This window comes from Oscillibacter sp. PEA192 (assembly GCF_003574015.1).
In the GTDB taxonomy this organism is placed as follows: domain Bacteria; phylum Bacillota; class Clostridia; order Oscillospirales; family Oscillospiraceae; genus Oscillibacter; species Oscillibacter welbionis.
In genome coordinates this window covers 320,052-342,130 of the sequence record NZ_AP018532.1, presented here as the reverse complement: position 1 = coordinate 342,130, position 22,079 = coordinate 320,052, and the positions used below count along the sequence as shown (strand labels likewise).

The following is a 22,079-nucleotide window of genomic DNA, read 5'->3' as shown; positions in this document are numbered from 1 at the left end:
GCAGCTATGATGACTGGACAGATGCACCCGCTACGGGGTGCGGATAGGCCGCCGGACAGCGGCCCATCTCCGCTCCCCGCAAGAGCACTATCGGGCATCCCGGTTTACGTCCGGTAATCCCCGTTGATCTTCACATACTCATAGGTGAGGTCGCACCCCCAGCAGGTGCAGCTGCTATCTCCCTCGCCCATGGTGATGGCAATGGTGACATCGTGCTCCGTCAGGACCCTCTTGGCCAGATCTTCATCAAAATCCAGCCCCCGGCCCTTGGCGCACACCTGGACGCTGCCCGCCTGACTCTGGAAGGCCACATCCACCTTGTCCGGATTGAAGTCCTCCCCGGAATAGCCCATGGCGCACAGCACCCGGCCCCAGTTGGCGTCCGCACCGAAGATGGCCGCCTTGGTGAGGGCGGAGCCGATCACGGATTTGGCGACGGTCTCAGCACTCTGCTCGCTCCCGGCTCCGGTGACGGTGCAGGTGATGAGGTGGGTAGCGCCCTCCCCGTCGGAGGCCATCTTTTTCGCCAGCTCCACACACAGGGCGCGCAGGGCCTCCACAAAGGCGTCGTAATCCGGCCCCTTCTCCGTGATGACAGGGTTCCCCGCCAAGCCGTTGGCCAGGACGCAGCACGTGTCGTTGGTGGAGGTGTCTCCGTCCACGCTGATGCGGTTGAAGCTGGCCTGAACGGTCTCCAGCAGGGCGGACTTGATCATCTCCGAGGAGATGGCGCAGTCGGTGGTCAGGAAGCACAGCATGGTGCCCATGTTGGGGTGGATCATGCCGGAACCCTTGGCGATGCCGCCCATCCGGACGGTCTTGCCGCCGATAACGGTCTCCACTGCCAGCTCCTTCTTGACGGTGTCCGTGGTCATGATGGCGTGGGCGGCCGCGTCGCTGCCCGCCGCCGTGTGGGCCGCCGCCGCGCACAGCTCCGGCATCCCCTGCTCGATGACCGCCACGTTCAGCGTCTGACCGATGACGCCGGTGGCGGCTACCACCACATCCTCCGGCCGGCAGCCCAGGGCCTTGCCTGCCGCCGCGCAGACCCGCTCCGCGTTTTCCTCTCCCATGGGGGCGCAGGCGTTGGCGTTGCCGCTGTTGATAACGGCAGCCCGGGCCTTTCCGTCCGCCAGATGGCGCTTGTCCACATGGATGTGGGCGGCCTTCACGGCGTTTTTCGTATACACGGCGGCGCAGGCGCAGTCCTCGTCGGACACGATCAGCGCCACGTCCTTTTTCCAGGCCGCGTGGGTCTTGACCCCCACGTGGATGCCCCCGGCCCGGAAGCCCTGGGCGGCGCACACGCCGCCGGTGATGAAGTTCAGCATCGTATCATCCTCTCTTCAACAGATAAGGGACATCTCTCCCCCGCCAAAATCAGGGCGCGCCTATCCCTTATCTCTTTTCTTCACTTTTGCCTCACAGCAGTCCAGCGGTCTCCTCAAATCCCAGCATAATGTTCATGTTCTGCACCGCCGCGCCGGAGGCCCCTTTCCCCAGGTTATCGAACAGGGCGGTGATGGTGAATCGCTCGTCATTTCCCGCCGCCACCAGGGTCAGGCCGTTGTCCCCGGCTCTGGCGTTGCCGTACAGCTTGGATCCTGCGTCCGCGCTCCCCTCCGGGGCCACATGGACCAGCTTTTCCCCGGCGTAGTGGTCCGCCAGCGCCTGCCACACCTGATGGAGGGTGGCCTCCCCCGTCAGCTGACTCCTGTGCAGGGGCACTGTGGCAGCCATGCCCTTGTAGTAGTCATCCACGATGGGCGTGAACACCGGGGGCTTTTTCAGGCCGCAGAGCTTCTGCATCTCCGGCAGGTGCTTGTGGGCCTGGGTCAGGCCGTAGAGGCCGGGGCTGTAAAGGCTCTCTGCCTTCTCCGCCGCCTCGTACTGGGCGATCATTTTCTTCCCGCCGCCGGAGTAGCCGGTGAGGGAGAAGCAGCACAGGTCCGCGTCCGCGGACAGCAGCCCCGCCTGAACCAGCGGCGCGACAATGGAGATGAACCCCGTGGCGTGGCAGCCGGGGTTGGCCACATATCGGGCCCCCGCGATGGCCTCCCGCTGGCCGGGCCGCAGCTCCGGGAAGCCGTAGACCCAGCCCGGCGCCGTCCGGTGGGCGGTGGATGCGTCGATCATCCGGGCGCCGGAGCCCTCCGCCAGGGCCACGGCCTCCACAGCCGCCGCGTCCGGCAGGCACAAAAACACGATGTCCGCTTCCGCCATCAGCCGTTTCCGTTCGCCCGGGTCCTTCCGCTTCGCCTCGTCGATCAGCAGCAGGCCGATGTCGTCCCGCGCCGCCAGCCGGTCATAGATTTGCAGGCCGGTGGTGCCGTCCTTTCCGTCGATGTAGACCTTTGGTTTCATATCATCACCCCAGTGAAGATAAGGGATAAGAGATATTACCGGATCTGCCTATCTTTTATCCTTTTATCTGTTCTCTTTGATCTTCTGAATGAACTGTTCGATCTCCCCGATCTGCCTTGCGGTCTCCGCCACCGCCGGGCCGCCGTAGCTGCTCCGCAGGGCCATACAGTTCTCCAGGTTCAGCGCGTCATACACGTCCGCCTCGAAGAGCTCGGAGACAGCCTTCAGCTCCTCCAGCGTCAGTTCCTCCAATGTCTTGCCCCGGGCCGTGCACTGGGCCACCAGATGGCCGGTGACGGTGTAGGCGTCCCGGAAGGGCATCCCCTTTTTCGTCAGGTAGTCGGCGCAGTCGGTGGCGTTGATGAAGCCGTGGCCGGCGGCCTTCCGCATATTGTCCGTCCGGACGGTCATGGTGTCCAGCATGGCGGCGAACACCGGCAGGCACATCTCCACCGTGTCCACGGCGTCGAACACCGGCTCCTTGTCCTCCTGCATGTCCTTGTTGTATGCCAGAGGCAGGCCCTTCATGACGGTCAGCAGGCTCATCAGGTCGCCGTAGACCCGGCCCGTCTTGCCCCGGACCAGCTCCGCCACGTCCGGGTTCTTCTTCTGGGGCATGATGGAGGAGCCAGTGGCATAGGCGTCGTCCAGCTCGATGAACTTGAACTCCCAGCTGCACCAGAGGATGACCTCCTCGGCGAAGCGGCTCAGGTGCATCATCAAAATGGACAGGCCGCTCAAAAGCTCCAGCGCGTAGTCCCGGTCGCTGACGCCGTCCAGGGAGTTGCCCATGGGTGCGGCGAAGCCCAGGGCCTTTGCCGTCTCCCACCGGTCGATGGGATAGGTTGTGCCCGCCAGGGCGCCGGATCCCAGGGGACACTCGTCCAGCCGGGCCCCGCAGTCCTCCAGCCGGGTCACGTCCCGGCGGAACATGGCGGCATAGGCCATCAGATGCTGGGCAAAGGAGATGGGCTGCGCCCGCTGGAGATGGGTGTAGCCGGGCATCACGGCGGTCTGGTGCTTCTTCGCCTGACGGCAGAGGACCGTCTCCAGCTCCAGCAGCTGCCCCACGATGACGGGGATCTGCTCCCGGACATACATCCGGAAGTCCAGGGCCACCTGGTCATTGCGGCTGCGGGCAGTGTGGAGCCGCTTCCCCGCGTCGCCGATCCGGGCGGTGAGCAGGGCCTCCACGTTCATGTGGATGTCCTCGTTGTCGGCGGTGAATGCCGCCTTCCCCGCCTCGATGTCTGCCAGAATGTCCTCCAGACCGCTGGTGATGGCGGCGGCGTCCTCTTTGGAGATGATGCCGCAGTCCGCCAGCATGGCGGCGTGGGCCATGGAGCCGGTAATGTCCTCCCTGTACAGCCGCTGGTCAAAGCTGATGGAGGCGTTGAGTTCATTCACCAGCAGGTCGGTGTCTTTTTGAAAGCGTCCGCCCCAGAGTTTCATAAGCTGTTGTTCCTTTCATGGCAGACGCAGGGCGAAGAAGCCTCTCCGCCCCGCCCCTGTGGTCTTGTAATGGTCTTGCCTCTCCCCGCCGGGCATATTGAAAACATTTTCGGCAGGGCGTGTACCTGCCGAAAATACTTTGCCCCAGCCGCCCTGGGCAGCGTTCACCAGTCTGAGGACTGGTGGTGGGGCGGCTCGGAGGGGAGCCCGCTCCCCTCCGAAATCTCTCAGAGCTTCCCCTGCTCCCGCAGTGCCAGCACTGTGTCGGGCAGGCCCCACAGGTTGATGAAGCCGGTGGCGTTGGTCTGGTCATAGCTGCTCTCGTTGAAGGTCACCAGTTCCTCGGAGTACAGAGACTCGGGCGAGGTGATAGAGGCCGTTATCATGTTGCCCTTATACAGCTTCAGCTTCACGCTGCCGGTGACGTGCTCCTGGGTCTTGTCAGCGAAGGCGCTGAGGGCCTCCCGCAGGGGGGTGAACCACTTGCCGTTGTACACCAGGTCCGCGAAGTCCACCGCCAGCTTGCTCTTCATGTGGGCGGTATCCTTGTCGATGGTAATCATCTCCAGGCACTGGTGGGCCTTGTAGAGGATGGTGCCGCCGGGGGTCTCGTACACGCCCCGGTCCTTCATGCCCACCAGCCGGTTCTCCACGATGTCCAGCAGGCCGATGCCGTTCTCGCCGCCCAACTTGTTCAGCTTGCGGATCACGTCGCTGGCCTTCATCTTCTCCCCGTCCACCGCCACGGGCACGCCCTTTTCAAAGTCGATGGTCACGTAGGTGGGCTTGTCGGGGGCAGCGATGGGACTGACGCTCATCTCCAGGAAGCCGGGCTTCTCATACTGGGGCTCGTTGGCCGGGTCCTCCAGGTCCAGGCCCTCGTGGCTCAGGTGCCATAGGTTCTTGTCCTTGGAGTAGTTGGTCTCCCGGCTGATCTTCAGGGGTACGTTGTGGGCCTCGGCGTAGTCGATCTCCTCGTCACGGCCCTTGATGTCCCACTCCCGCCAGGGGGCGATGATGGGCATATCCGGGGCGAACCGCTTGATGGCCAGCTCAAACCGCACCTGGTCGTTGCCCTTGCCGGTGCAGCCGTGGGCGATGGCGTCGGCGCCCTCCGCCTTGGCGATCTCCACCAGCTTCTTGGCAATGATGGGTCTTGCAAAGGCCGTACCCAGCAGATACTGCTCATAGCTGGCGCCCATCTTCAGGGAGGGGATGATGACCTCGTCCACCATCTCGTCGGTGAGGTCTGCGATGTACAGCTTGCTGGCGCCGGTCTTGATGGCCTTCTCCTCCAGCCCCTCCAGCTCGTCGTTCTGGCCTACGTCACCGGATACGGCGATGATCTCGGGGTTGTTGTAGTGTTCCTTCAGCCAGGGGATGATGATGGATGTATCCAGTCCGCCGGAATAGGCCAGCACGATCTTCTTGATGTTTTTCTGATCCATAATGAATTCCCTCCGTGGAGTTTTGATTGATGATGTTTGGATTATACATCTTTCACGCATATTTATTCAAGCATCATTTTGCACAACATTTCCAGCTTCTTCCGTGCATTTTTGCATAAAATTTCGATAGACATCTTAGAAAACCGTATATTTATTTCAATATTCAAAAAAATATGAATATATACACTCGCTCACACAATCTCCGCACCCAGCGCATAGGCTGGACTGCGGGGCGGTCGCCCCGCCGGGCGGACCTGCGCGTTTTGATAGAAAGGCTGGTCCTATGAAACGCTGCTTCTGTTATCTTCTGACCCTGGTGCTGGGGTCCCTGGCTGTGGGCGGCCTGGTGTTCGCCCTGCTGCGCACGGACGTGCTGACCCTGACGGCCGCCACGCCCACGGCTCTGTTCTTTTTCGCGGCCACCGCTGCCGCCGGTCTTGGCGGCCTGCTGGCCTATCTGCTGGGCGGCCTGCTGGCAGACCGCACGCCGGCCCTGGCGGACGCCTGGCTCTGCTGCGGGGAGGCCTCCGCTGTGGGCGCCCTGGGGGCGCTGCTGACGGCGCTGATTACCGCCCTCTCCACCGCCTCCGGCGTGGGGCTCCACATCGGCGCGGCGCTTTGCTGCGCCTTCCTGGCCCTGATGGCAGGCGGCATCCTCTGCTTTTTGCGGCGGTATGTCACCACCCGCTTCACCTGTAGCTGCGGCCAGAGCTGCTGACAGAAAAGCCCCGGCGTGCTTTGCACGCCGGGGCTGCTTTTATGAGTGCCGTCCGATCTTCACTTGATCCGCAGGCTCTCCGCCACATGGAGCAGATTCTCCTGATCCACAGTGCCGTGGAGGCGGAAGTTCAGGCCGCCGTCCGTCCAGGCCAGGGTGGCCACATCCGCTGCCTGGGGGCCGGAGATGGTGCCAGACGAGATAATCACGCCGCCCACCGTCTCAGGCTCCCACGCATCCGTCTCCGCCTCGTGAGGCTTCTCCGCCTCCCAGAACCTGGCGGTCACACCGCCGAAGCGCACGGTCTCTCCATCTCCCTCCGGCATCAGCAAGGGGGTGGCAGAGCAGGTCAGGGTGATATTGCCGCCCTGGCCGACCCAGGTAGTCTCCGCCGCGCCGCCGGAGGCGTTGGTTTCAAACCAGCTGTAGCCGCCGGGCAGCCAGTCAGCCTCACAAGCGGGCGCAGTCTTTGATGTGGGCTCCACGGAGGAGGCGGCCTCCACCAGCGTGTCCGGGTCCACGTCCGACCCGGTGAACCAGAACAGCACCCCCGCTTCGTCCTCCCACACCAGCAGGCAGCTGTCGCCGTATTCGCTGCTGTAGGTGTAGAGCGCCGCGTCATGGCCGTTCACGGTGACGGTGCGGCAGGGGATCTCCCCGCTGCCGGGGCTCCAGCCATAGCTCCCGCCGTCGGGATAGGCACAGGAGAAGGAGATGCGCCCGCCGCCATTCCAGTAGCTCAGATTCCCTCTGCCGCCCATTCCGGCCCGCACGGACTCCAGCTCCCAGCCCTCCGGCAGCTTTGTCAGCGCGTAGCCAGGGGCTTCGGTGTAGTCGATCCCAGGGTCCTCGCTGGCGTATGTGACGCCGTCCTCATCGGTCTCCCTGTGCCAGTAGAGCCCTGAAGCGACGGCTGCGGAGGCCGGCGCGGTCTGCTCCCCCAGCAGCACCGTGCGGGTGGCGGAGTCGTAGCCCACCTTCACCCCCAGCAGCTCGCTGATGGTCCGGATGGGCAGGTAGTTGGTCTTGCCGCCAGCCTCATCCACATAGAGGATGGAGCCGGGGACCCGCTGGCCGTTGGGGGCGATGATGTCGCTGCCGGCGGCGATCTTTGTCTCGCCGTTCAGAGCCACCCCAGCGAAGTTGAACTGCACCTGCCCGGAGGCCGCCAGAGCGGTGGCGGTCAGGGCCGTCAGCGCCAACGCCGCGGCCGCGCCGGCCAGGAATGATAGGACTCGTCTTTTCATGGAACTCCTTCCTTTCTGTCTCCGTGTGTTTCCGGGGGACAGGCCCCCGGCCGTTCTATTAGTTGAACGTGCCGTGGGCAGGACGTATCCACGGACTTTTCTATCTTTGTCAAAAATCACAAAGATCTCGTCTCTTTCTGTGGAGTCTGACTGTTTCACTTCCCACCGCCGGCAGTGCCGGTGATCGACTGCGCTCTCTTCGTGGGAGGTGAGAGCTGCGGCTCCGTCTCCTCCGTACGGACAGCCATGTCCCGCAGGTCAAAGCGGTCCAGGGCCCCCTCCAGGAAGAAGGTCGTGTTGGTGTCCGGGTCCGTCCAGATCAGAGTGCCGGTCTCCTCTGTGTCCGGGGAGCCGCCGGTGATGATGGTGACGCCGCCTACGGTGACGGAGGAGCCCTCCGCCTGAATCTCCTCCCCATTCACAGTAATGGTGGGGCCATCGCTCTCCTCCGGCTCCTCCTCCGCCGTCCAATACCAGCCGGTGACGCCCCGCAGGTCGATCTCCTCCGGCTCCCCCTCCGGGGTCTCGAAGGGGCAGATGGGGTCAGTGACATACTGCCAGGTCAGTGTTGTCCCGTCCCTGACCCACACCTGCTGGACGGCTCCAGCGCCTTCATCCCGGTACATGGGTTCATAGCCCTCCGGCACCCAGCCCATCTCCCAGGCCACACCGGGTCCCTCGTAAGGCACCACGCCTTCCGCCATGGACAGCAGGGTCTCGGTGTCGCCAAAATCCGTGGCCCGCAGCATAAAGAGGTATCCCGCCTCGTTCTGCCAGGTCAGCAGGATTGTCCCCTCCGACTGGAAGAGGTCTGCCTGGTACCCCTGCACAGTGACGGTGGTGTGGTTTTCCCCCGCGTCCGAGGCTCCGTCCACATTGGTAGCTACCTCTCCCGCCTCCGGCGTGTAGACGGCAAACCACAGCCATGCGCCGGTCCCCGGCTCATAGTACCTCCAATAGCCCGAGCTCTCCTTGGGACTCACGTCCGTCAGCACAAAGCCCTCCGGGATCTCCGACAGCCGCCAGCCGCCGGGCGGATCCTCTGCCACGGTCCGCTTCGGGTTGATAAAGGTCACCAGATCCTCCTGCACCTGATGGAACCACCCCAGCACCGCCGCCCGGACGGCGGGGCTCACCGCCATCAGGCCCCCCAGGGTCACCAGGCATGCCAATAGCACGCAGGCCGCTGTCCGGGCCGCCCGCTTCCACACCGGCCGGGCCATCCGCTTCGCCCAGCCGAAGGGGTCCGCCAGCAGCCGCGTCCGGTTTCTCAAATACCGGTGGGACCAGTCCGGTTCCTCCGCCGCGTCCAACACGTCCCGGAACCGCTCCAGGTTGGCCTCCATCAGGGCATGGCGCAGCATCCGCTCATCCATGGACGTACCCCTCCTTCTCCAGCGCCGCCGCCAGCATGGTCCGCCCCCGCAGGACGCGGGTGGCCACGGTGGACTCCTTCAGCCCCAGCCGCCGGGCGATCTCCCGGTTGCTCTCCTCCTCCACGCACTTCAGCTCCAGCACCCGCCGGTAGCTCTCCGGCAACGCCCGGATCAGGCTCACCAGATAGCGGTAGTCCGTCTCCCCCGTCTCCGGAGCGGGCGGATCCCAGTCCTCCGGCAGAGCTTCCTCCCGCCGCTCCTTCCGCAGCATGTCCACCGCCACGTTCTTCACAGCGGTCACTAGATATCCCTCCGTCTCGCTCCAGGCCAGGCCGCTCACCCGGTCCCACCGCCGGATGAGCTGCAGCCAAGTCTGCTGCACCGCGTCCTCCGCCGCGGTCCGGTCCCCCAGAACACGGACCGCCACGGCGTATAGCTTCTTCTCATAGGTCCCATGGAGCTTCAAAAACCTTTCCCGGTCCTCCTCCGTCTCCAGCATAGCCAGCAGCATGGAAAGCAACGCGCTCGCCTCCTCTTCTCTCTTGGGGGCGCATCCCCCCCCCGTCCGGTAAACGTCCCGGAAACGCAGAGTATCCCACCGGGAGCGAATCTTTTCGTCCCCGGCGGGATACTCTTCTCTTATACCATTTTCTCCGGCCGTACCGTCTCGTCGAATTCCGGCCCCGTCAGATACCCCAGCGCCAGCACCGCCTCTTTCAGGGTAGTGCCGTCGTGAAGGGCCTTCTTGGCGCACGCCGCCGCTGCCTCGTAGCCGATCCTCGGCGTCAGGCAGGTCACCAGCATCAGGGAGTTGTGCAGGTTGGCCGTCATCCGCTCCACATTAGGGGTGATGCCCTCCACGCAGTGGACCCGGAAGGAATCGCACACATCCCCCAGCAGCCGGGCAGAGAGCAGAAAGTTATAGGCGCTCACCGGCAGAAACACATTCAGCTGGAAGTTTCCCTGGCTGGCGGCAAAGCCGATGGCCGCGTCGTTCCCCATCACCTGCACGGCCGCCATAGTGACGGCCTCGCACTGGGTTGGGTTCACCTTGCCGGGCATGATGGAGCTGCCGGGCTCATTCTCCGGGATGTTTAGCTCTCCCATGCCGCACCGGGGACCGCTGGCCTCGAACCGGATGTCGTTGGCGATCTTCATGAGGTTGGCCGCCAGGGCCTTCAGCGCCCCGTGGGCGAACACCAGGGCATCCTTGCTGGTCAGCGCGTGGAATTTGTTGGCATCCGGGGTGAAGTCCACCCCGGTCATGGCCCGGAGCCGCCCGCACACCATCTCGTCGTACCCCTTGGGGGCGTTGAGGCCGGTGCCCACGGCGGTGCCGCCGATGGCCAGTTTGGTCAGCTCCGGCAGGGCGGTGCGCAGCATCCGGCAGGGGGCCTCCACCAGCTCCCGCCAGCCGGAGACCTCCTGGGCGAATTTCAGGGGCGTGGCGTCCTGCAGGTGGGTCCGGCCAATGCGGATCAGGTCCGGATAGGCCTCCTCCAGCCTCCGAAAGGCCCCTGCCAGCCGCTCCGCCGCTGGCAGCACCTGCTCCGTGACGCTCAGGGCCGCCGCGATGTGGAGAGCGGAGGGGAACGTGTCGTTGCTGGACTGGGAGGCATTCACGTGGTCATTGGGGTGAAGCCGCATCCCCCGGTCCGCAGCCAGGTGGGCAATGACCTCGTTGACGTTCATGTTGGTCTGGGTGCCGCTGCCGGTCTGCCACACCACCAGGGGGAACTCGTCATTCCACCTCCCCGCCCGGATCTCGGCGCACACGGCGGCGATGGCCCCGGCCTGCTCCGCCGTCAGCTTGCCGCAGTCCGCGTTGGCCAGGGCACAGGCCTCCTTCAAATAGGCAAAGGCGGTGATGATCTCCTGCGGCTGGCGCTGGCCGCCGATCTTGAAGTTTTCCAGGCTCCGCTGGGTCTGGGCGCCCCAGTGATGCTCCGCCGGGACAGCAATCTCGCCCATGGTGTCGTGTTCGATGCGGGTGTTCATGGTCCAATTCCCCCTGATCGAAAAATCGTTGCCTCCATTATAACGGGAAACAGCGGCGTGGACAAGCCCCGCCGCCATTCTGCTCCCGCAAGTTTTTCTCACCCCGCCGGGTCCAGTAGTCCCATCTCCCGGACGGAGTAAGTGACTTCTCCATCCCGGTAGCGGACAATAAAGACGATATCAAAGTCCTCTGGGATCGGCCCCGCCTCATTGGGATAGCCATAGCCGGCGGTGATCGAGCCCGAGCCACTGGGAGCCCGGTCCGGCACCTCCCACATGTCTATGACATAGCCCGCCCGAACGATGACTCCATTTTCGTCTGTCTCTGAAAAAGGCTCTATTCTGGACCGCAGGTTCTTCTCATGCGATGAGCAGACATGTATCACGCCGCTCCAGTTCCCCTGTTCCAGCTCTCCCCGGCTCCCGTCTCCTCCGGAATCCTCCCCGGAAGTGAGGCCTGACCATTGCAGTTCCAGAGAGACCTCCACATCCCCCGCCGCCACGCGGCGGCCCCAGAAGCAGGTCAGGAAGATCCCCCCCGCCACCGCCGCCGTCACCACTGCCGCCGTCACGGCGATGAGGACCTGCCTCCGCCGCCACCGCCGCTTGAAGCGCCGCAGGGGCTCCACCCCCTCCGGCTCCGCCGGCAGGGCTGTCCCCAAGCGCCCCAGCTCCTCCCGGCAGGCGGGACAGGACGCCAGGTGCTCCTCCACCAGGGCGACCGTGTCGGCACTGGCCGCCTGGTCAGTATACAGGGGCAGCAGGTCCCGGATCACGTCACAGCTCACTTTCATCTCGCTCCGCCTCCCATTGTCTCAAGATCCGGCTTTTGGCCCGGTAGTAGGTCACACGGGCCCAGCCCTCCGTCTTTCCGAAGACCTGTCCGATGGCCCGGAAGGGCAGCTCCCCGAACACCCGCAGGCCGAACACCTCTTTATAGGGCTCCGGCAGGGTGTGGAGAATTCTGTGGAGGGCCAAGACCTCCTCCCGGTCCTCCAGCGCCCCGGCAAAGTCTCCGCCGCCGGGCAGATCCTCCCCCGGCAGCTCCGTCTCCCGCCGGTGCCGGCGGCAATGGTCCACCCAGACATTTCTGGCGATGGTGAACAGCCACGCCCGGACGTCTCCCCGGCCGTCGAACCGGTCCACCGCTCCCAGGGCCCGGGCAAAGGTCTCCTGGGCGATCTCCTCCGCCAGATGTTCGTCCCGAGAGAGTCCCCGGACATAACGGTAGACATCCCGGAAATACAGGCGATAGAGAATCTCAAAGTCCACGGTCCTCCCTCCCTTCACCAAATTAACGCACAGCGCCCCCGAAACGTTACAGATCCCCGGTGGAAATTTCCTCCGGGGATCTGATACGCGGTTTTTCTGTTGTGCCGGACTCAGTCCGCCAGATACAGGTCCAGCGCCTGGGCCAGCGCGGAGCGGGAGACATAGGTGACACCGGCCTCCTTCACGCAGGTGCCGTAGACCTCCTCCGTGGTGCCGTCGCTGTTCACCGCGGCGATGGCGCCGCCGGGCATGGCGGTCATCAGCGTCTCCGTGGTCAGGGGGGCAGGCTTCACCATGTCATCGCCATAGGAGACCACGGCGCCCTGCTTCGCGTCCCAGCGGACGCTCATGCCCAGGGCCTCCGCCACCGCCCGGATGGGCAGCAGGGTGTCGCCGTCAGCGGTGGTCTTGGCCTTCTGAGTCGTGGACTGGCCGTTGACGGACACGACGCCGTCCTCCGCCACGCTGATATAGCCCCGATAGCCGTAGGCGAACACCAGCACCTTCTCCGGCGTGCCCTTGGAATCGGACCACACCAGGATGCGGGCGCCGGGACGCAGATCGGCCAGGGTGACAATGTTCTTCGTCAGGTAGGGCGTCAGCTTTGCAGAGGCGGGCACGGTGATCGTGTCATTGCTGCCCGCCACATGCAGCACCGCGGACTCCTCCGTAACGGTGGAGCTGGTGATCTCATAGTACTGGGGCACGGCGTAGTCGGCGGGGATGTTGCCCACGATCAGGCTGGCCGTGGACTGGGGCGGCAGGCTCAGCGCCATGGCGGGGCCAACCCAGGCATAGACGGCGTCCCCGTCCTCCAGCGTCTCCAGGTTCAGGGTGTTGCCGGTGACGGCGTCCAGGTAGGGGGCATCCCCCACGTGGACCACCACCGCGTCGCCCAGGCCGTCCTCCTTCCCGCTGTCCAGCAGGAAGGTGTCCTCATCCATCCAGGTGACAGTGCCCCAATAGGCCGCGGGGCCCAGGCGGGCGGGCGCTTCTTCGTCAGCGGTCTCCGCGGCCGCGGCGGGGATCGCCAGCATGGCGGCGCAGAGGATCAGGGACAGGCATTGCAGAATCCGTTTTTTCATTCTCGTTCATCCTTTCCAATGCTTTCGGGGGAGCATCTGCTCCGTTTGCCTGTACTGACGCAGGGCAGCGGGAAAAAGTTCCCGTCCAAGGCAGAATTTTTAACAAATATTTTTGAGGCGCCGCGGAGGGCGCTGTACCCGAGCCTGCGGGGCCCGGCATCCCGGAGCGGCTGGTTTCCCCCGCGGGGCAGTCCACCTCCGGGCCGCCGGGATCATCGCCCCCCTGCGGATGCGGCGCGGTCTTTCCCAACAGCCCCCGCCTCCTGCCCGGGCGGCAAACGAACAGGCCCCGGCCCCCTCCCGGGGGCCAGGGCCCATGCAATGGCCGGTTTACTTCTTGCCGTGCAGCGCCTTCATGCGCTTCTCGTGGTCCAGAATGGCCTTGCGCATCCGCAGGCTCTTGGGGGTGACCTCCAGCAGCTCGTCGTCCGCCAGGAACTCCAGACACTGCTCCAGGCTCATCTGCTTGGGGGGCACCAGCCGCAGCGCCTCGTCGGAGCCGCTGGCCCGCATGTTGGTCAACTGCTTTTTCTTGCAGATGTTGACGGTGATGTCCTCGCTCCGGGGGCTGACGCCGATCACCATACCGCCGTACACCGGCACGCCGGGCCCGATGAACAGGGTGCCCCGCTCCTGGGCGTTGAACAGGCCGTAGGTGACGGACTCGCCGGTCTCAAAGGAGATCATGGAGCCGGTGCCCCGGCGGGAGATGTCGCCCTTGTAGGGGGCGTAGGAGTCGAACACGCTGGCCATGATGCCCTCGCCCTTGGTGTCCGTCAGGAAATCGCTGCGGTAGCCGAAGAGGCCCCGGGCGGGGATCAGGAACTCGATCTTCATCCGCTCGCCCACGGGAGTCATCTCCACCAGATCCGCCTTGCGGGCACCCAGCTTCTCGATGACCGCGCCCACACAGTCGCCGGGCACGTCCACCACCAGCCGCTCAATGGGCTCGCACTTGACGCCGTCGATCTCCTGGTACAGCACGCGGGCGGGGGAAACCTGGAACTCATACCCCTCCCGGCGCATGGTCTCAATGAGGATGGAGAGGGACATCTCGCCCCGGCCCGCCACGTTGAAGGCAGTCTCCTTGTCCGTGTCGGTCACACGCAGGGACACGTCCTTCAACGTCTCCCGGTACAGCCGGTCCCGCAGCTGGCGGGAGGTGACGAACTTGCCCTCCTTGCCGGCAAAGGGGGAGTCGTTGACGGAGAAGGTCATCTCCAGGGTGGGGGCACTGATCTTCACGAAGGGCAACGCCTCCACGCAGTCCGGGACGCAGATGGTGTCGCCGATGGTGATGTCGGGAATGCCGCTCATGGCGATGATGTTGCCGGCGGTGGACTCGGTCACCGGATTCCGGGCAAGGCCCTCGAACTCGTAGATGGCGGTGGCTCTCGCCTTGCGGAGCACAGCCTCCGGGTCGTGGTAGTTGCACACGACGATGTCCTGGTTCTGCTTCAAGGTGCCCCGCTCGATGCGGCCGATGGCGATCCGGCCCACGAAGTCGTTGTAGTCGATGGAGCTGACCAGCATCTGGAAGGGCTGGTCCACATCTGCCTCCGGGGCGGGGATATACTCCAGAATGGTCTCAAACAGGGGCTTGAGGTCCGTGCCCAGCACGTCGGGGGAGTAGGAGGCGGTGCCGTTGCGGCCGGAGCAGAACAGCATGGGGGAATCCAACTGTTCCGGGGTGGCATCCAGGTCCATCAGCAGCTCCAGCACCTCATCCACCACCTCGTGGATCCGCTGGTCGGGCCGGTCGATCTTGTTGACCACCACAATGACCCGGTGGCCCAGCTCCAGGGCCTTGGAGAGCACGAAGCGGGTCTGGGGCATGGGGCCCTCGGCGGCGTCCACCAGCAGGATGACGCCGTTGACCATCTTCAGGATGCGCTCCACCTCGCCGCCGAAGTCGGCGTGGCCCGGGGTATCCACGATGTTGATCTTGGTGTCCTTGTACCGGATGGCGGTGTTCTTGGCCAGGATGGTGATGCCCCGCTCCCGCTCCAGGTCGCCGGAGTCCATGACCCGGTCCACCACCTCCTGATTCTCCCGGTAGACGCCGCCCTGCTTCAGCATCTCGTCCACCAGCGTGGTTTTGCCGTGGTCGACGTGGGCGATGATGGCGACATTTCTCAAATGTTCGTTCTGCATAATTCTCTTCTCCTTCTTCTCTGGCAAGGCCGCGCCGGGCGGCGCGTACAAGTGTTTTGCCTGCGGCAAAACCTTGGCGGAGGCGGAATTCACTGCACAGCCGTTGGCGGCTTTCCCGCCTTACGGATGTGGCGTACCCCTTGCGGGTGCTTCCGCCGGGCATTTCTATCAAACGATCCCCGCAGGGTGTCAGCCCTGTGGGGCAGTCTTGCCGTGGTCGATGTGGGCGTTGATGGCGATGTTCCTCAAATGTTCGTTCTGCACATCTTCCATCTCCTTTTCTCTATGAAGGGGCCACGTGGGGTACGCCGGGCGGCGGATCAACACACGCGGCCTCCCTGCCGGCCGTCCGATTCCGGCCGCCGGTCGAGATTTGCACACAGTTTTGCATTATATGCCGTTCTCTCGATTTTTGCAAGCTGCTTTCAGGGGCTTTTTCAAAAAAACAGGACGATTCCGCAGTTTTCATAGGAAAGCGGCAGTTCCGGAGGCGCAGAACTGCCTTTTTGGGTATTTTCCCAGGCCATTCCAAAAGTAATACCTCTCCAAAAACTTTCGGCCCAACCGGCCGTGGATTTGGCGGTTCGGCACATTGACTGGGACGGCGGCCTCTACCTATAATAGAAGATGCTGCGGCGGAAGCGGTGCCAGCACCGCACGTTCCCCCGCAAGTACCGCGACCCGCTGGGGCCGCCCAATGGAGGCATTCTGCCATGTACCGTATCAGAACATTCAACAAGATCTCTCCCGTCGGCCTGAACCGCCTGGATCCGGCGCTGTACGCCGTCTCCGATTCGGAGACAGACGAGGACGCCATCCTGGTCCGCTCCGCCAAGCTGCTGGACTATGATTTTCCGAAAAACCTTCTGGCCATCTCCCGGGCTGGGGCCGGCGTCAACAATATCCCCCTGGACCGCTGCTCCGAGGCGGGCATCGTGGTATTCAACACCCCCGGCGCCAACGCCAACGCCGTAAAGGAGCTGGTGCTGTGCGCCATGCTGATGGGCTCCCGGGACGTGGACGGGGGCATCCAGTGGGTCCGGCAGCAGGTGGCCTCCGGCGTGGACGTGACCACCGTAGTGGAGAAGGGCAAGGCCGCCTTCATCGGCCCGGAGCTGTACAAGAAGACGCTGGGCGTCATCGGCCTGGGGGCCATCGGGTCATTGGTCGCCAACATCGCATTGTCCCTGGGCATGGATGTGTACGGCTACGACCCCTTCCTGTCTGTGGATGCCGCCCTGCGGCTGGACCGCCACATCCATGTGGTGAAGGACATCAACGAGCTCTACAAGCGGGCGGACTATATCACCATCCACATCCACTACACCAAGGACACGGAGCGCATGATCGACGCCAAGGCCATCGGCGCCATGAAACGGGGCGTCCGGTTCATCAACCTGGCCCGGGGCGAGATCGTGGACGACGATGCCATGCTGGCGGCGCTGGACACCGGCTGGGTAGCGGCCTATGTCACAGACTTCCCCAATAACCGCCTGGTGGGTGCGCCCCACGTGCTGGCCATGCCTCACCTGGGAGCCTCCACACCGGAGAGTGAGCAGAACTGCGCGGTCATGGCGGTGGACCAGCTGCGGGACTACCTCGAAAACGGCAACATCCGCAACAGCGTAAACCTGCCCGCCGTCAGCCAGGAGCGCAGCGGCGTGTGCCGGCTGTGCCTGATTCACAAAAACGTGCCTGCCATGCTGGCCAGCATCACCACCCTGCTGTCCCGGGACGGCATCAATGTGGAGAACCTGAGCAACAAGTCCCGGGGGGACTACGCCTACACCATCGTGGACCTGAGCGCCCCGGCGGACCAGTGCGTCATCGACGAGGTGACGGCGCTGGAGAATGTGATCCGGGTACGGGTCATCCAGTGAGCGCCGAAGGGCTGCCGCCTGCGCGGCAGCCCTTTCCCATTGACAGCAGGGCGGAAAACAGGTACAATGGTTTCTGCCTATTTGATATGCCCCTGTAGCTCAGTCGTATAGAGCGACCGCCTCCTAAGGTTGTGCTCTACCAGCTGCCTTACGGGGAAAAGTGATCGTTGCCAGTCTCAATTTAATATAAGTCTCTGTAGCTCAGCAGGATAGAGCGTTCGCCTCCTAAGCGAAAGGCCGTGGGTTCGAATCCCGCCAGGGACGCCAGCAAACACGCCGAAAACCTTTGATTTATCAGGGTTTTCGGCTTTTCTTATTTCTGCGGCTTTTGTGGCTTTTTTGCAAAAAAACTTGGTTTGCTAACATTTGCTAACGAGATTTGGCCTTTTGCTAAGAAAGGCGGTAAGTCAGAGGTTCGATTTTTACCAAAGGAACTTGCAAACATTTGTTAGCAGAAATTAGAGGAAGTTGCAAACAAAATCGCGAATTTGCTAACATCGCTCAAAAATGCTTTCAGAACCTTGCTAACAAAAAAAGTGTTTGGTCACTGTGCAAAGTGGTTCAAACGAAGAAAACCTCTCACAAAGTGAGAGGCGTTCTTCTGAGGGAGGGACTTTATAAAGCTTTTGCCAGCTGCTTGAGCAGTGCGGCAGTTTCGGGATTTTTAAGCAGTTCCAGTATCTTCGCTGCATCACTTTCATCACTTTCAGTGACGGCAGTATCCGCAGTTTTAGGCTCTGTATCTTCAACAGGGTCAGGAGTCTTGGATGAGTAAAATGCTTCCTCCAATCGCTGAGCGTTTATGCAGCGATCCTCGTCGATGATGTGAGAGTAGACATCTGCAACCATTTTTACCTGAGCATGACCAGAGTCGCCCTGGACGGATTTCATATCGCCACCATTGAGTTTCAGCTTGTAGGTGATACTGGAGTGACGGAGAGAATGGAATACAACATGAGGCAGTCCGTTTTCTTTGATAAGTTTATTGAAAGCACGGTTAATCACCTGGCTTTCCATCGGACGGCCATTGCTGGAGCAAAAGACCAGGTTATTGTCGATGTATTCATCTCCAAACAGATCCATCAGCTCATCAATTTCTTTTTTTCTCTCTACCAGCATATAGGCAACTGTTTTCGGCAGGTACACGCGGCGAATACTGGTTTTGGTTTTAGGCTCTTTCAGGACCAGAGCAGTATGGGTACTGGCTATGCAAGGTGGAAACTTCTTAATAACACCTTTGTCGCTCAAATCGTCCAATGCACCTCGTGTAACCCGTTGCAGCTCTTTGTTGACGAATATATAAGCTGAACCATTTTCTATGCTCTGTGGTGCAATATCAATGCAGTCCCAGGTAAGGCCCAGCATTTCACCAATGCGTAAAGAGCAGGAGAACGCCAGATTTAAGGCAAGGGAGAGGATAGGATCATCACAGACTTCCATAGCCTTGCTCAGCGTTTCGGCAGTCCATATATCCCGTTCTTTATGTTCTTCTTTGGGAAGTGTCGCATTCAGGACAGGGTTACGGCTGATTAGTTCCCAACGCACCGCCTGATTAAAGGCACTGCGAAGTAGCTTGTGAATTTCTCTTACTGTATGCGGGGTCAGATATTCGCTTGTGGGTTTGCGGTTGTTGACGCTTACCGTTTTCACAGAGAGCAGATCACGGTAATACTTATCCATCATCCTTGGAGTGATGTCGGATAGTAACATATCTCCGATAATAGGAGTTATGTAGTTTCTCGCCAGACCACGGCGGCTTTCATATGTTGACATTGCCCAGGTATTTACACCATAGATGGACATATATTCATCGAGCAGATCGTTCAGGGTCTTTGCCGTAGGAATAAAGAAGGTTCCAGAGTCCTGCTCATACTCAATTTGCTTTTTTCGTTTTTTTGCTTCTGCATTTGTGCTGAAGGTTTCCCAACGCTGTCTGCGTTTTCCGTTTTCATCTGTGTAATCATACACCACAGAATATTTGCTTTTACGCTTCACGATAGATGCCATTTTCATTGCTCCTTTCTGAGATTTTCACATAATGAGTTTGCTTTTGATACCAGGCTTCAAAACTGCTGGTAATGATACGAATTCTTCGATCAATCAAGGTCGTCTCAAAATAGCCCCTTTTAACAAGGTCATAAGCTGTGCCAGATTTCAGCCCCAAAAGATCCGCCATTTCCGGAACTGACATCGTAGTATGCCTCCATTTCTCTCCGGGCGGTGTACCATCCACTTTTTTATAGTGGAACTGGCCGGCATACCAATCTTCAAAGCTATCCAGCATAACTCTCATTCGTCCGGCCACTTGAATTGTTTTGAAATAGTTCTTTTTAACCAACCAGTAGGATTCTACTTTACCAAGCCCAAGCATTTTGCCCATCTCTGGTACAGACATACTGGTCTTTACTCTTTGTTTTTGCATGGCTTTTGCCTCCTCTATAAAGTTTTTCTTGCTATGGCCTCATTGTAAGAGAAAGCAGAAAAAAAGTTAAGGATGTCGATTTGGAGATCGGCATCCTTGACAAATCATTCATCTGCGTGATCCAGCCAGTCATCAAAGCTCTTTTTGGAAATGCGGATATGACCGCCGACTCTGACGCTGTGGAATACACCCTGTTTTACCAGATTATATGCTGTGGGACGACTGATACCCAGAATGTCCTGAATCTCATCGACCGTATAGGTTCTTTTGTCATAGCTGACAGGATTTTGTTCATTAAAGCGGTTCAATTCCGCAATTCTTGCTTCAAACATAAAAACGCCTCCTTTATCCGGTAAGTGGCCTTACGGAGCCTCCATTTCCTCCGGAATATGAATATCTAAACTAACTTGCAGAGCATCATCAATCGCTCTCATTTCTTCGCGATATACGCGCCCAATGTACGATAAAACACGCCTTTTATCAATCGTTTTAATTTGCTCCAGCAGAACAACAGATTTCAGTCCAAGCTCTGGAACGCTCTCCAGTGCATAGTGTGTGGGCAGCTCCTTTTTCTTAATCCATTTACTGGTGAGTGGAGCTACGATCAAAGTGGGGCAGAAAAAATTCCCCACATTGTTTTGAAGAACCAGGACAGGACGGGTGCCGCCTTGCTCTGATCCAAAATAAGGGTTCAAATTGGCATAATATAAATCCCCACGCTTATAAATCCAATCTTCTTTCATGTTCATCCTCCTATGTTTTGAGATTTGATTATGTAAGAAGGAGGCTCTGCAAATTACAGAGTCTCCTTCAATTTAGCGCCTGTTTTATCCCTTACTTGTCCACGACACCCCAGGGATTTGGGTAATCATTAAGCCGCAGGTGGCTGGCCTGCTTCTCAGGAGTTTCACCTCCACTTCGTTTGGTCTTACCCATGGCCTGCGACGGTTATTATCACGCTCGGACTATGGCTGTAAGAGAGCTTTCCTCCTTGTTATGCCATGACCGGATGCCATCCGATGTATTCCAGCCTGATATATTTCTGATAAACCGAAAACTCATCTATACAGCAAAAATGGGTTGGCCTGTTATGCGAGTGGCAGCTCTCAGAAAATATACCGCTGATGTAGCGGCTATTACGCCCAAAGAGGATCAAACTTAATGATTCGTATATGAGGTTGTCAAGGTGCAAGTGAAAGGATTTCCCTCTCACTTGCTACTGCCACTTTTTTAGAAAATCGCAACCAACTTTTTTATTTTTTCTTCAATTTTTTTCAATCGCTTATCTGCGGCTTGCCGAGTAATACCATATCGTTGGGCTAAACAAGTTGCATTTGGTATTTTCATTTCATAATAGGACAATATAAAATCTCGTTCTGCTGGACTCAGTTTCAATAGAGCTTGGTGTAAATCCTCAAGAAGTAAATTCTGAATAGCTTGTTCCGCAGTATCAACAGATTCATCCACAAACAAATCTGTATCCTGATAACCTTCCTCTGTGCCGTCACGATCTCCCACATGAGAAGCCGGGAATATAGAGCGACTTTTCTCATGTTCCTGGAGATAGCGGCTGTGGCGGTCCTCCTGTTGGTATTTTTCAAAATCTTTGCGAGAACATTCCATGATAATGCGGTCATCTTCATCACGGAACATTTTGACTGTTTCAACAAAAAAGCGCCCAGTAAAGCAACCATTGCGGCGTGCCTTACTGAACGCTGAAAAACTGATTTCCTCCCATTCCTGTGGGCTGTTATTTTTCCAAATGAATACTCTCGTCATATCCTTTCCTCCGTTCAAATTCTTGGTAGTCAGCGAATTTGAACGGTGTCATGGATATTTTGCTATGTACGCCTCCCAGCGCATACCGGCCTCCTAATACCGGGCAAAGAAAAAGGCCGGAAGTGTTTTCACCTCCAGCCATGTTCCTGCCGCCATATTGCAGCAGGAATGAAAAAAGCCCGGTTAATGCCGGGCCTTATGTAGAAAAGTATTCAATTTAGCGCATTCCTGCCACTATAACAAGTATAGCAGGTCGGAAGTCGGAAGGGAGTAGGGATTAGGTCGGGGATTTGTCGGGATTTAGTCGGGATTTAGTCGGGGCAGCTCCTCCAGGACTTCTGGAATAGAATATCCAAACAAGCAAACAGAAAATAAATAGATGGCTTCTCGTTTTCGGTCATAAAAGACACTGCGCTCTATATTTAGTTCTTCCAGCAATTCTTTCTCTGTACTGTTGAACCGATAGATAAATTGCTTAGTCAAAATTTCATAGTAAAGTTCTCCTCGATCCGGATACCGTTTCAGACGAAGGAGTGCACGGTCAATAATATTGACTAGCATTTGATTTTGAACAAGGCAGCAAACTTTTTCTTCAAAGGCTTGCAGTTCAATATCTGGTGCAAAATTTTCAAGATAGCAGAGGCCAGACTCTATATCTTGTTCTCCCATAATCCAAGCAGTTTCTTGTAATTCTTCTGCCCGTTCACTCAGAACCCAGACTACATCACGGTAAATCTTTAGAATCAGCTTACTTCTATGAAACGCAGCGTCGCTGTTAAGTCCCAAAGCTGTTAGCCTGCTGTTACATTTTTGGATTGTTGTGCTTTCTTTTCTCATAGAACATCCCTCCTTGTTCGCAATATTGCGAACATATTAGGTACAAA

The 22,079-nt window shown here is 59.6% G+C and carries 21 protein-coding genes and 1 tRNA gene; 3 read left to right on the top strand and 19 right to left on the bottom strand.

Translation table 11 applies throughout. The features are described 5' to 3' along the window. Window positions 1-104 precede the first annotated feature (104 nt). The 4 genes from argJ to DN611_RS01585 all read right to left on the bottom strand — a co-directional run bounded on the left by argJ (window position 105) and on the right by DN611_RS01585 (window position 5,264). Window positions 105-1,331 carry a bifunctional glutamate N-acetyltransferase/amino-acid acetyltransferase ArgJ gene (argJ, locus tag DN611_RS01600; protein ID WP_021747911.1) on the bottom strand — a complete coding sequence of 409 codons (1,227 nt, stop codon included), beginning with the start codon at window positions 1,329-1,331 and terminating at the stop codon, window positions 105-107. Between the two features lie 91 nt (window positions 1,332-1,422). Then, window positions 1,423-2,364: an N-acetyl-gamma-glutamyl-phosphate reductase gene (argC, locus tag DN611_RS01595; RefSeq protein ID WP_119310479.1), complete on the bottom strand. Its 942-nt coding sequence runs from the start codon at window positions 2,362-2,364 to the stop codon at window positions 1,423-1,425. A gap of 63 nt (window positions 2,365-2,427) precedes the next feature. After that, on the bottom strand, window positions 2,428-3,816 hold the full coding sequence (gene argH, locus DN611_RS01590) for an argininosuccinate lyase (protein WP_119310478.1): 1,389 nt from the start codon (window positions 3,814-3,816) through the stop codon (window positions 2,428-2,430). 227 nt (window positions 3,817-4,043) lie between these two features. Then, window positions 4,044-5,264 (bottom strand): argininosuccinate synthase, encoded by a 1,221-nt coding sequence (locus tag DN611_RS01585; protein WP_021747915.1) that lies wholly within the window; start codon window positions 5,262-5,264, stop codon window positions 4,044-4,046. Between the two features lie 283 nt (window positions 5,265-5,547). On the opposite strand from DN611_RS01585, the gene DN611_RS01580 reads away from it, so the two are divergent. Then, complete coding sequence (locus tag DN611_RS01580) at window positions 5,548-5,982, top strand: hypothetical protein (protein ID WP_021747917.1); 435 nt, start codon at window positions 5,548-5,550, stop codon at window positions 5,980-5,982. 59 nt (window positions 5,983-6,041) lie between these two features. Here DN611_RS01580 and DN611_RS01575 read toward each other — a convergent pair whose 3' ends face one another. The 9 genes from DN611_RS01575 to DN611_RS16610 form a co-directional block, all read right to left on the bottom strand. Then, window positions 6,042-7,229, bottom strand: a complete 1,188-nt coding sequence (locus tag DN611_RS01575) for a hypothetical protein (protein ID WP_119310477.1) — start codon at window positions 7,227-7,229, stop codon at window positions 6,042-6,044. 155 nt (window positions 7,230-7,384) lie between these two features. Continuing rightward, the gene (locus tag DN611_RS01570) at window positions 7,385-8,605 is read right to left on the bottom strand and encodes a DUF4367 domain-containing protein (protein ID WP_119310476.1); all 1,221 of its coding nucleotides are present in this window, start codon (window positions 8,603-8,605) and stop codon (window positions 7,385-7,387) included. Then, entirely contained in the window at window positions 8,598-9,116 is a 519-nt protein-coding gene (locus tag DN611_RS01565; protein WP_256264360.1) for an RNA polymerase sigma factor, read from the bottom strand. Before DN611_RS01565 ends, DN611_RS01570 begins: the two co-directional genes overlap by 8 nt. 128 nt (window positions 9,117-9,244) lie before the next feature. Next, on the bottom strand, window positions 9,245-10,603 hold the full coding sequence (gene fumC, locus DN611_RS01560) for a class II fumarate hydratase (RefSeq protein ID WP_119310474.1): 1,359 nt from the start codon (window positions 10,601-10,603) through the stop codon (window positions 9,245-9,247). A gap of 98 nt (window positions 10,604-10,701) precedes the next feature. After that, complete coding sequence (locus DN611_RS01555; RefSeq protein ID WP_119310473.1) at window positions 10,702-11,397, bottom strand: zf-HC2 domain-containing protein; 696 nt, start codon at window positions 11,395-11,397, stop codon at window positions 10,702-10,704. Then, complete coding sequence (locus DN611_RS01550; RefSeq protein ID WP_119310472.1) at window positions 11,381-11,875, bottom strand: RNA polymerase sigma factor; 495 nt, start codon at window positions 11,873-11,875, stop codon at window positions 11,381-11,383. Before DN611_RS01550 ends, DN611_RS01555 begins: the two co-directional genes overlap by 17 nt. A gap of 110 nt (window positions 11,876-11,985) precedes the next feature. Then, entirely contained in the window at window positions 11,986-12,960 is a 975-nt protein-coding gene (locus tag DN611_RS01545) for a stalk domain-containing protein (RefSeq protein ID WP_025545501.1), read from the bottom strand. A 330-nt stretch (window positions 12,961-13,290) separates the two neighbouring features. Further along, window positions 13,291-15,114: a translational GTPase TypA gene (gene typA / locus DN611_RS01540; RefSeq protein WP_119310471.1), complete on the bottom strand. Its 1,824-nt coding sequence runs from the start codon at window positions 15,112-15,114 to the stop codon at window positions 13,291-13,293. 189 nt (window positions 15,115-15,303) lie between these two features. After that, window positions 15,304-15,441 (bottom strand): hypothetical protein, encoded by a 138-nt coding sequence (locus DN611_RS16610; RefSeq protein ID WP_158629787.1) that lies wholly within the window; start codon window positions 15,439-15,441, stop codon window positions 15,304-15,306. Between the two features lie 386 nt (window positions 15,442-15,827). Between DN611_RS16610 and DN611_RS01535 the strand changes: the two genes are divergently transcribed. Next, window positions 15,828-16,994 (top strand): phosphoglycerate dehydrogenase, encoded by a 1,167-nt coding sequence (locus tag DN611_RS01535; protein ID WP_021751363.1) that lies wholly within the window; start codon window positions 15,828-15,830, stop codon window positions 16,992-16,994. A gap of 190 nt (window positions 16,995-17,184) precedes the next feature. After that, window positions 17,185-17,261, top strand: a tRNA-Arg gene (locus tag DN611_RS01530). 348 nt (window positions 17,262-17,609) lie between these two features. Here the strand turns inward: DN611_RS01530 and DN611_RS01525 are convergent. The 6 genes from DN611_RS01525 to DN611_RS01495 form a co-directional block, all read right to left on the bottom strand. After that, complete coding sequence (locus DN611_RS01525; protein WP_007862346.1) at window positions 17,610-19,001, bottom strand: tyrosine-type recombinase/integrase; 1,392 nt, start codon at window positions 18,999-19,001, stop codon at window positions 17,610-17,612. Continuing rightward, the gene (locus DN611_RS01520; RefSeq protein WP_002569113.1) at window positions 18,979-19,416 is read right to left on the bottom strand and encodes a helix-turn-helix domain-containing protein; all 438 of its coding nucleotides are present in this window, start codon (window positions 19,414-19,416) and stop codon (window positions 18,979-18,981) included. Before DN611_RS01520 ends, DN611_RS01525 begins: the two co-directional genes overlap by 23 nt. 104 nt (window positions 19,417-19,520) lie before the next feature. Then, a complete protein-coding gene (locus DN611_RS01515) occupies window positions 19,521-19,748 on the bottom strand; it encodes a helix-turn-helix domain-containing protein (protein WP_002569114.1) in 228 nt (75 codons plus the stop codon). A 30-nt stretch (window positions 19,749-19,778) separates the two neighbouring features. Beyond that, window positions 19,779-20,159 (bottom strand): type II toxin-antitoxin system PemK/MazF family toxin, encoded by a 381-nt coding sequence (locus tag DN611_RS01510; protein ID WP_119310470.1) that lies wholly within the window; start codon window positions 20,157-20,159, stop codon window positions 19,779-19,781. 487 nt (window positions 20,160-20,646) lie between these two features. Further along, window positions 20,647-21,195, bottom strand: coding sequence for a sigma-70 family RNA polymerase sigma factor (locus tag DN611_RS01500; protein ID WP_006059623.1), 549 nt, complete (start codon window positions 21,193-21,195; stop codon window positions 20,647-20,649). A 300-nt stretch (window positions 21,196-21,495) separates the two neighbouring features. After that, on the bottom strand, window positions 21,496-22,032 hold the full coding sequence (locus DN611_RS01495) for a hypothetical protein (RefSeq protein WP_002592913.1): 537 nt from the start codon (window positions 22,030-22,032) through the stop codon (window positions 21,496-21,498). Window positions 22,033-22,079 lie beyond the last annotated feature (47 nt).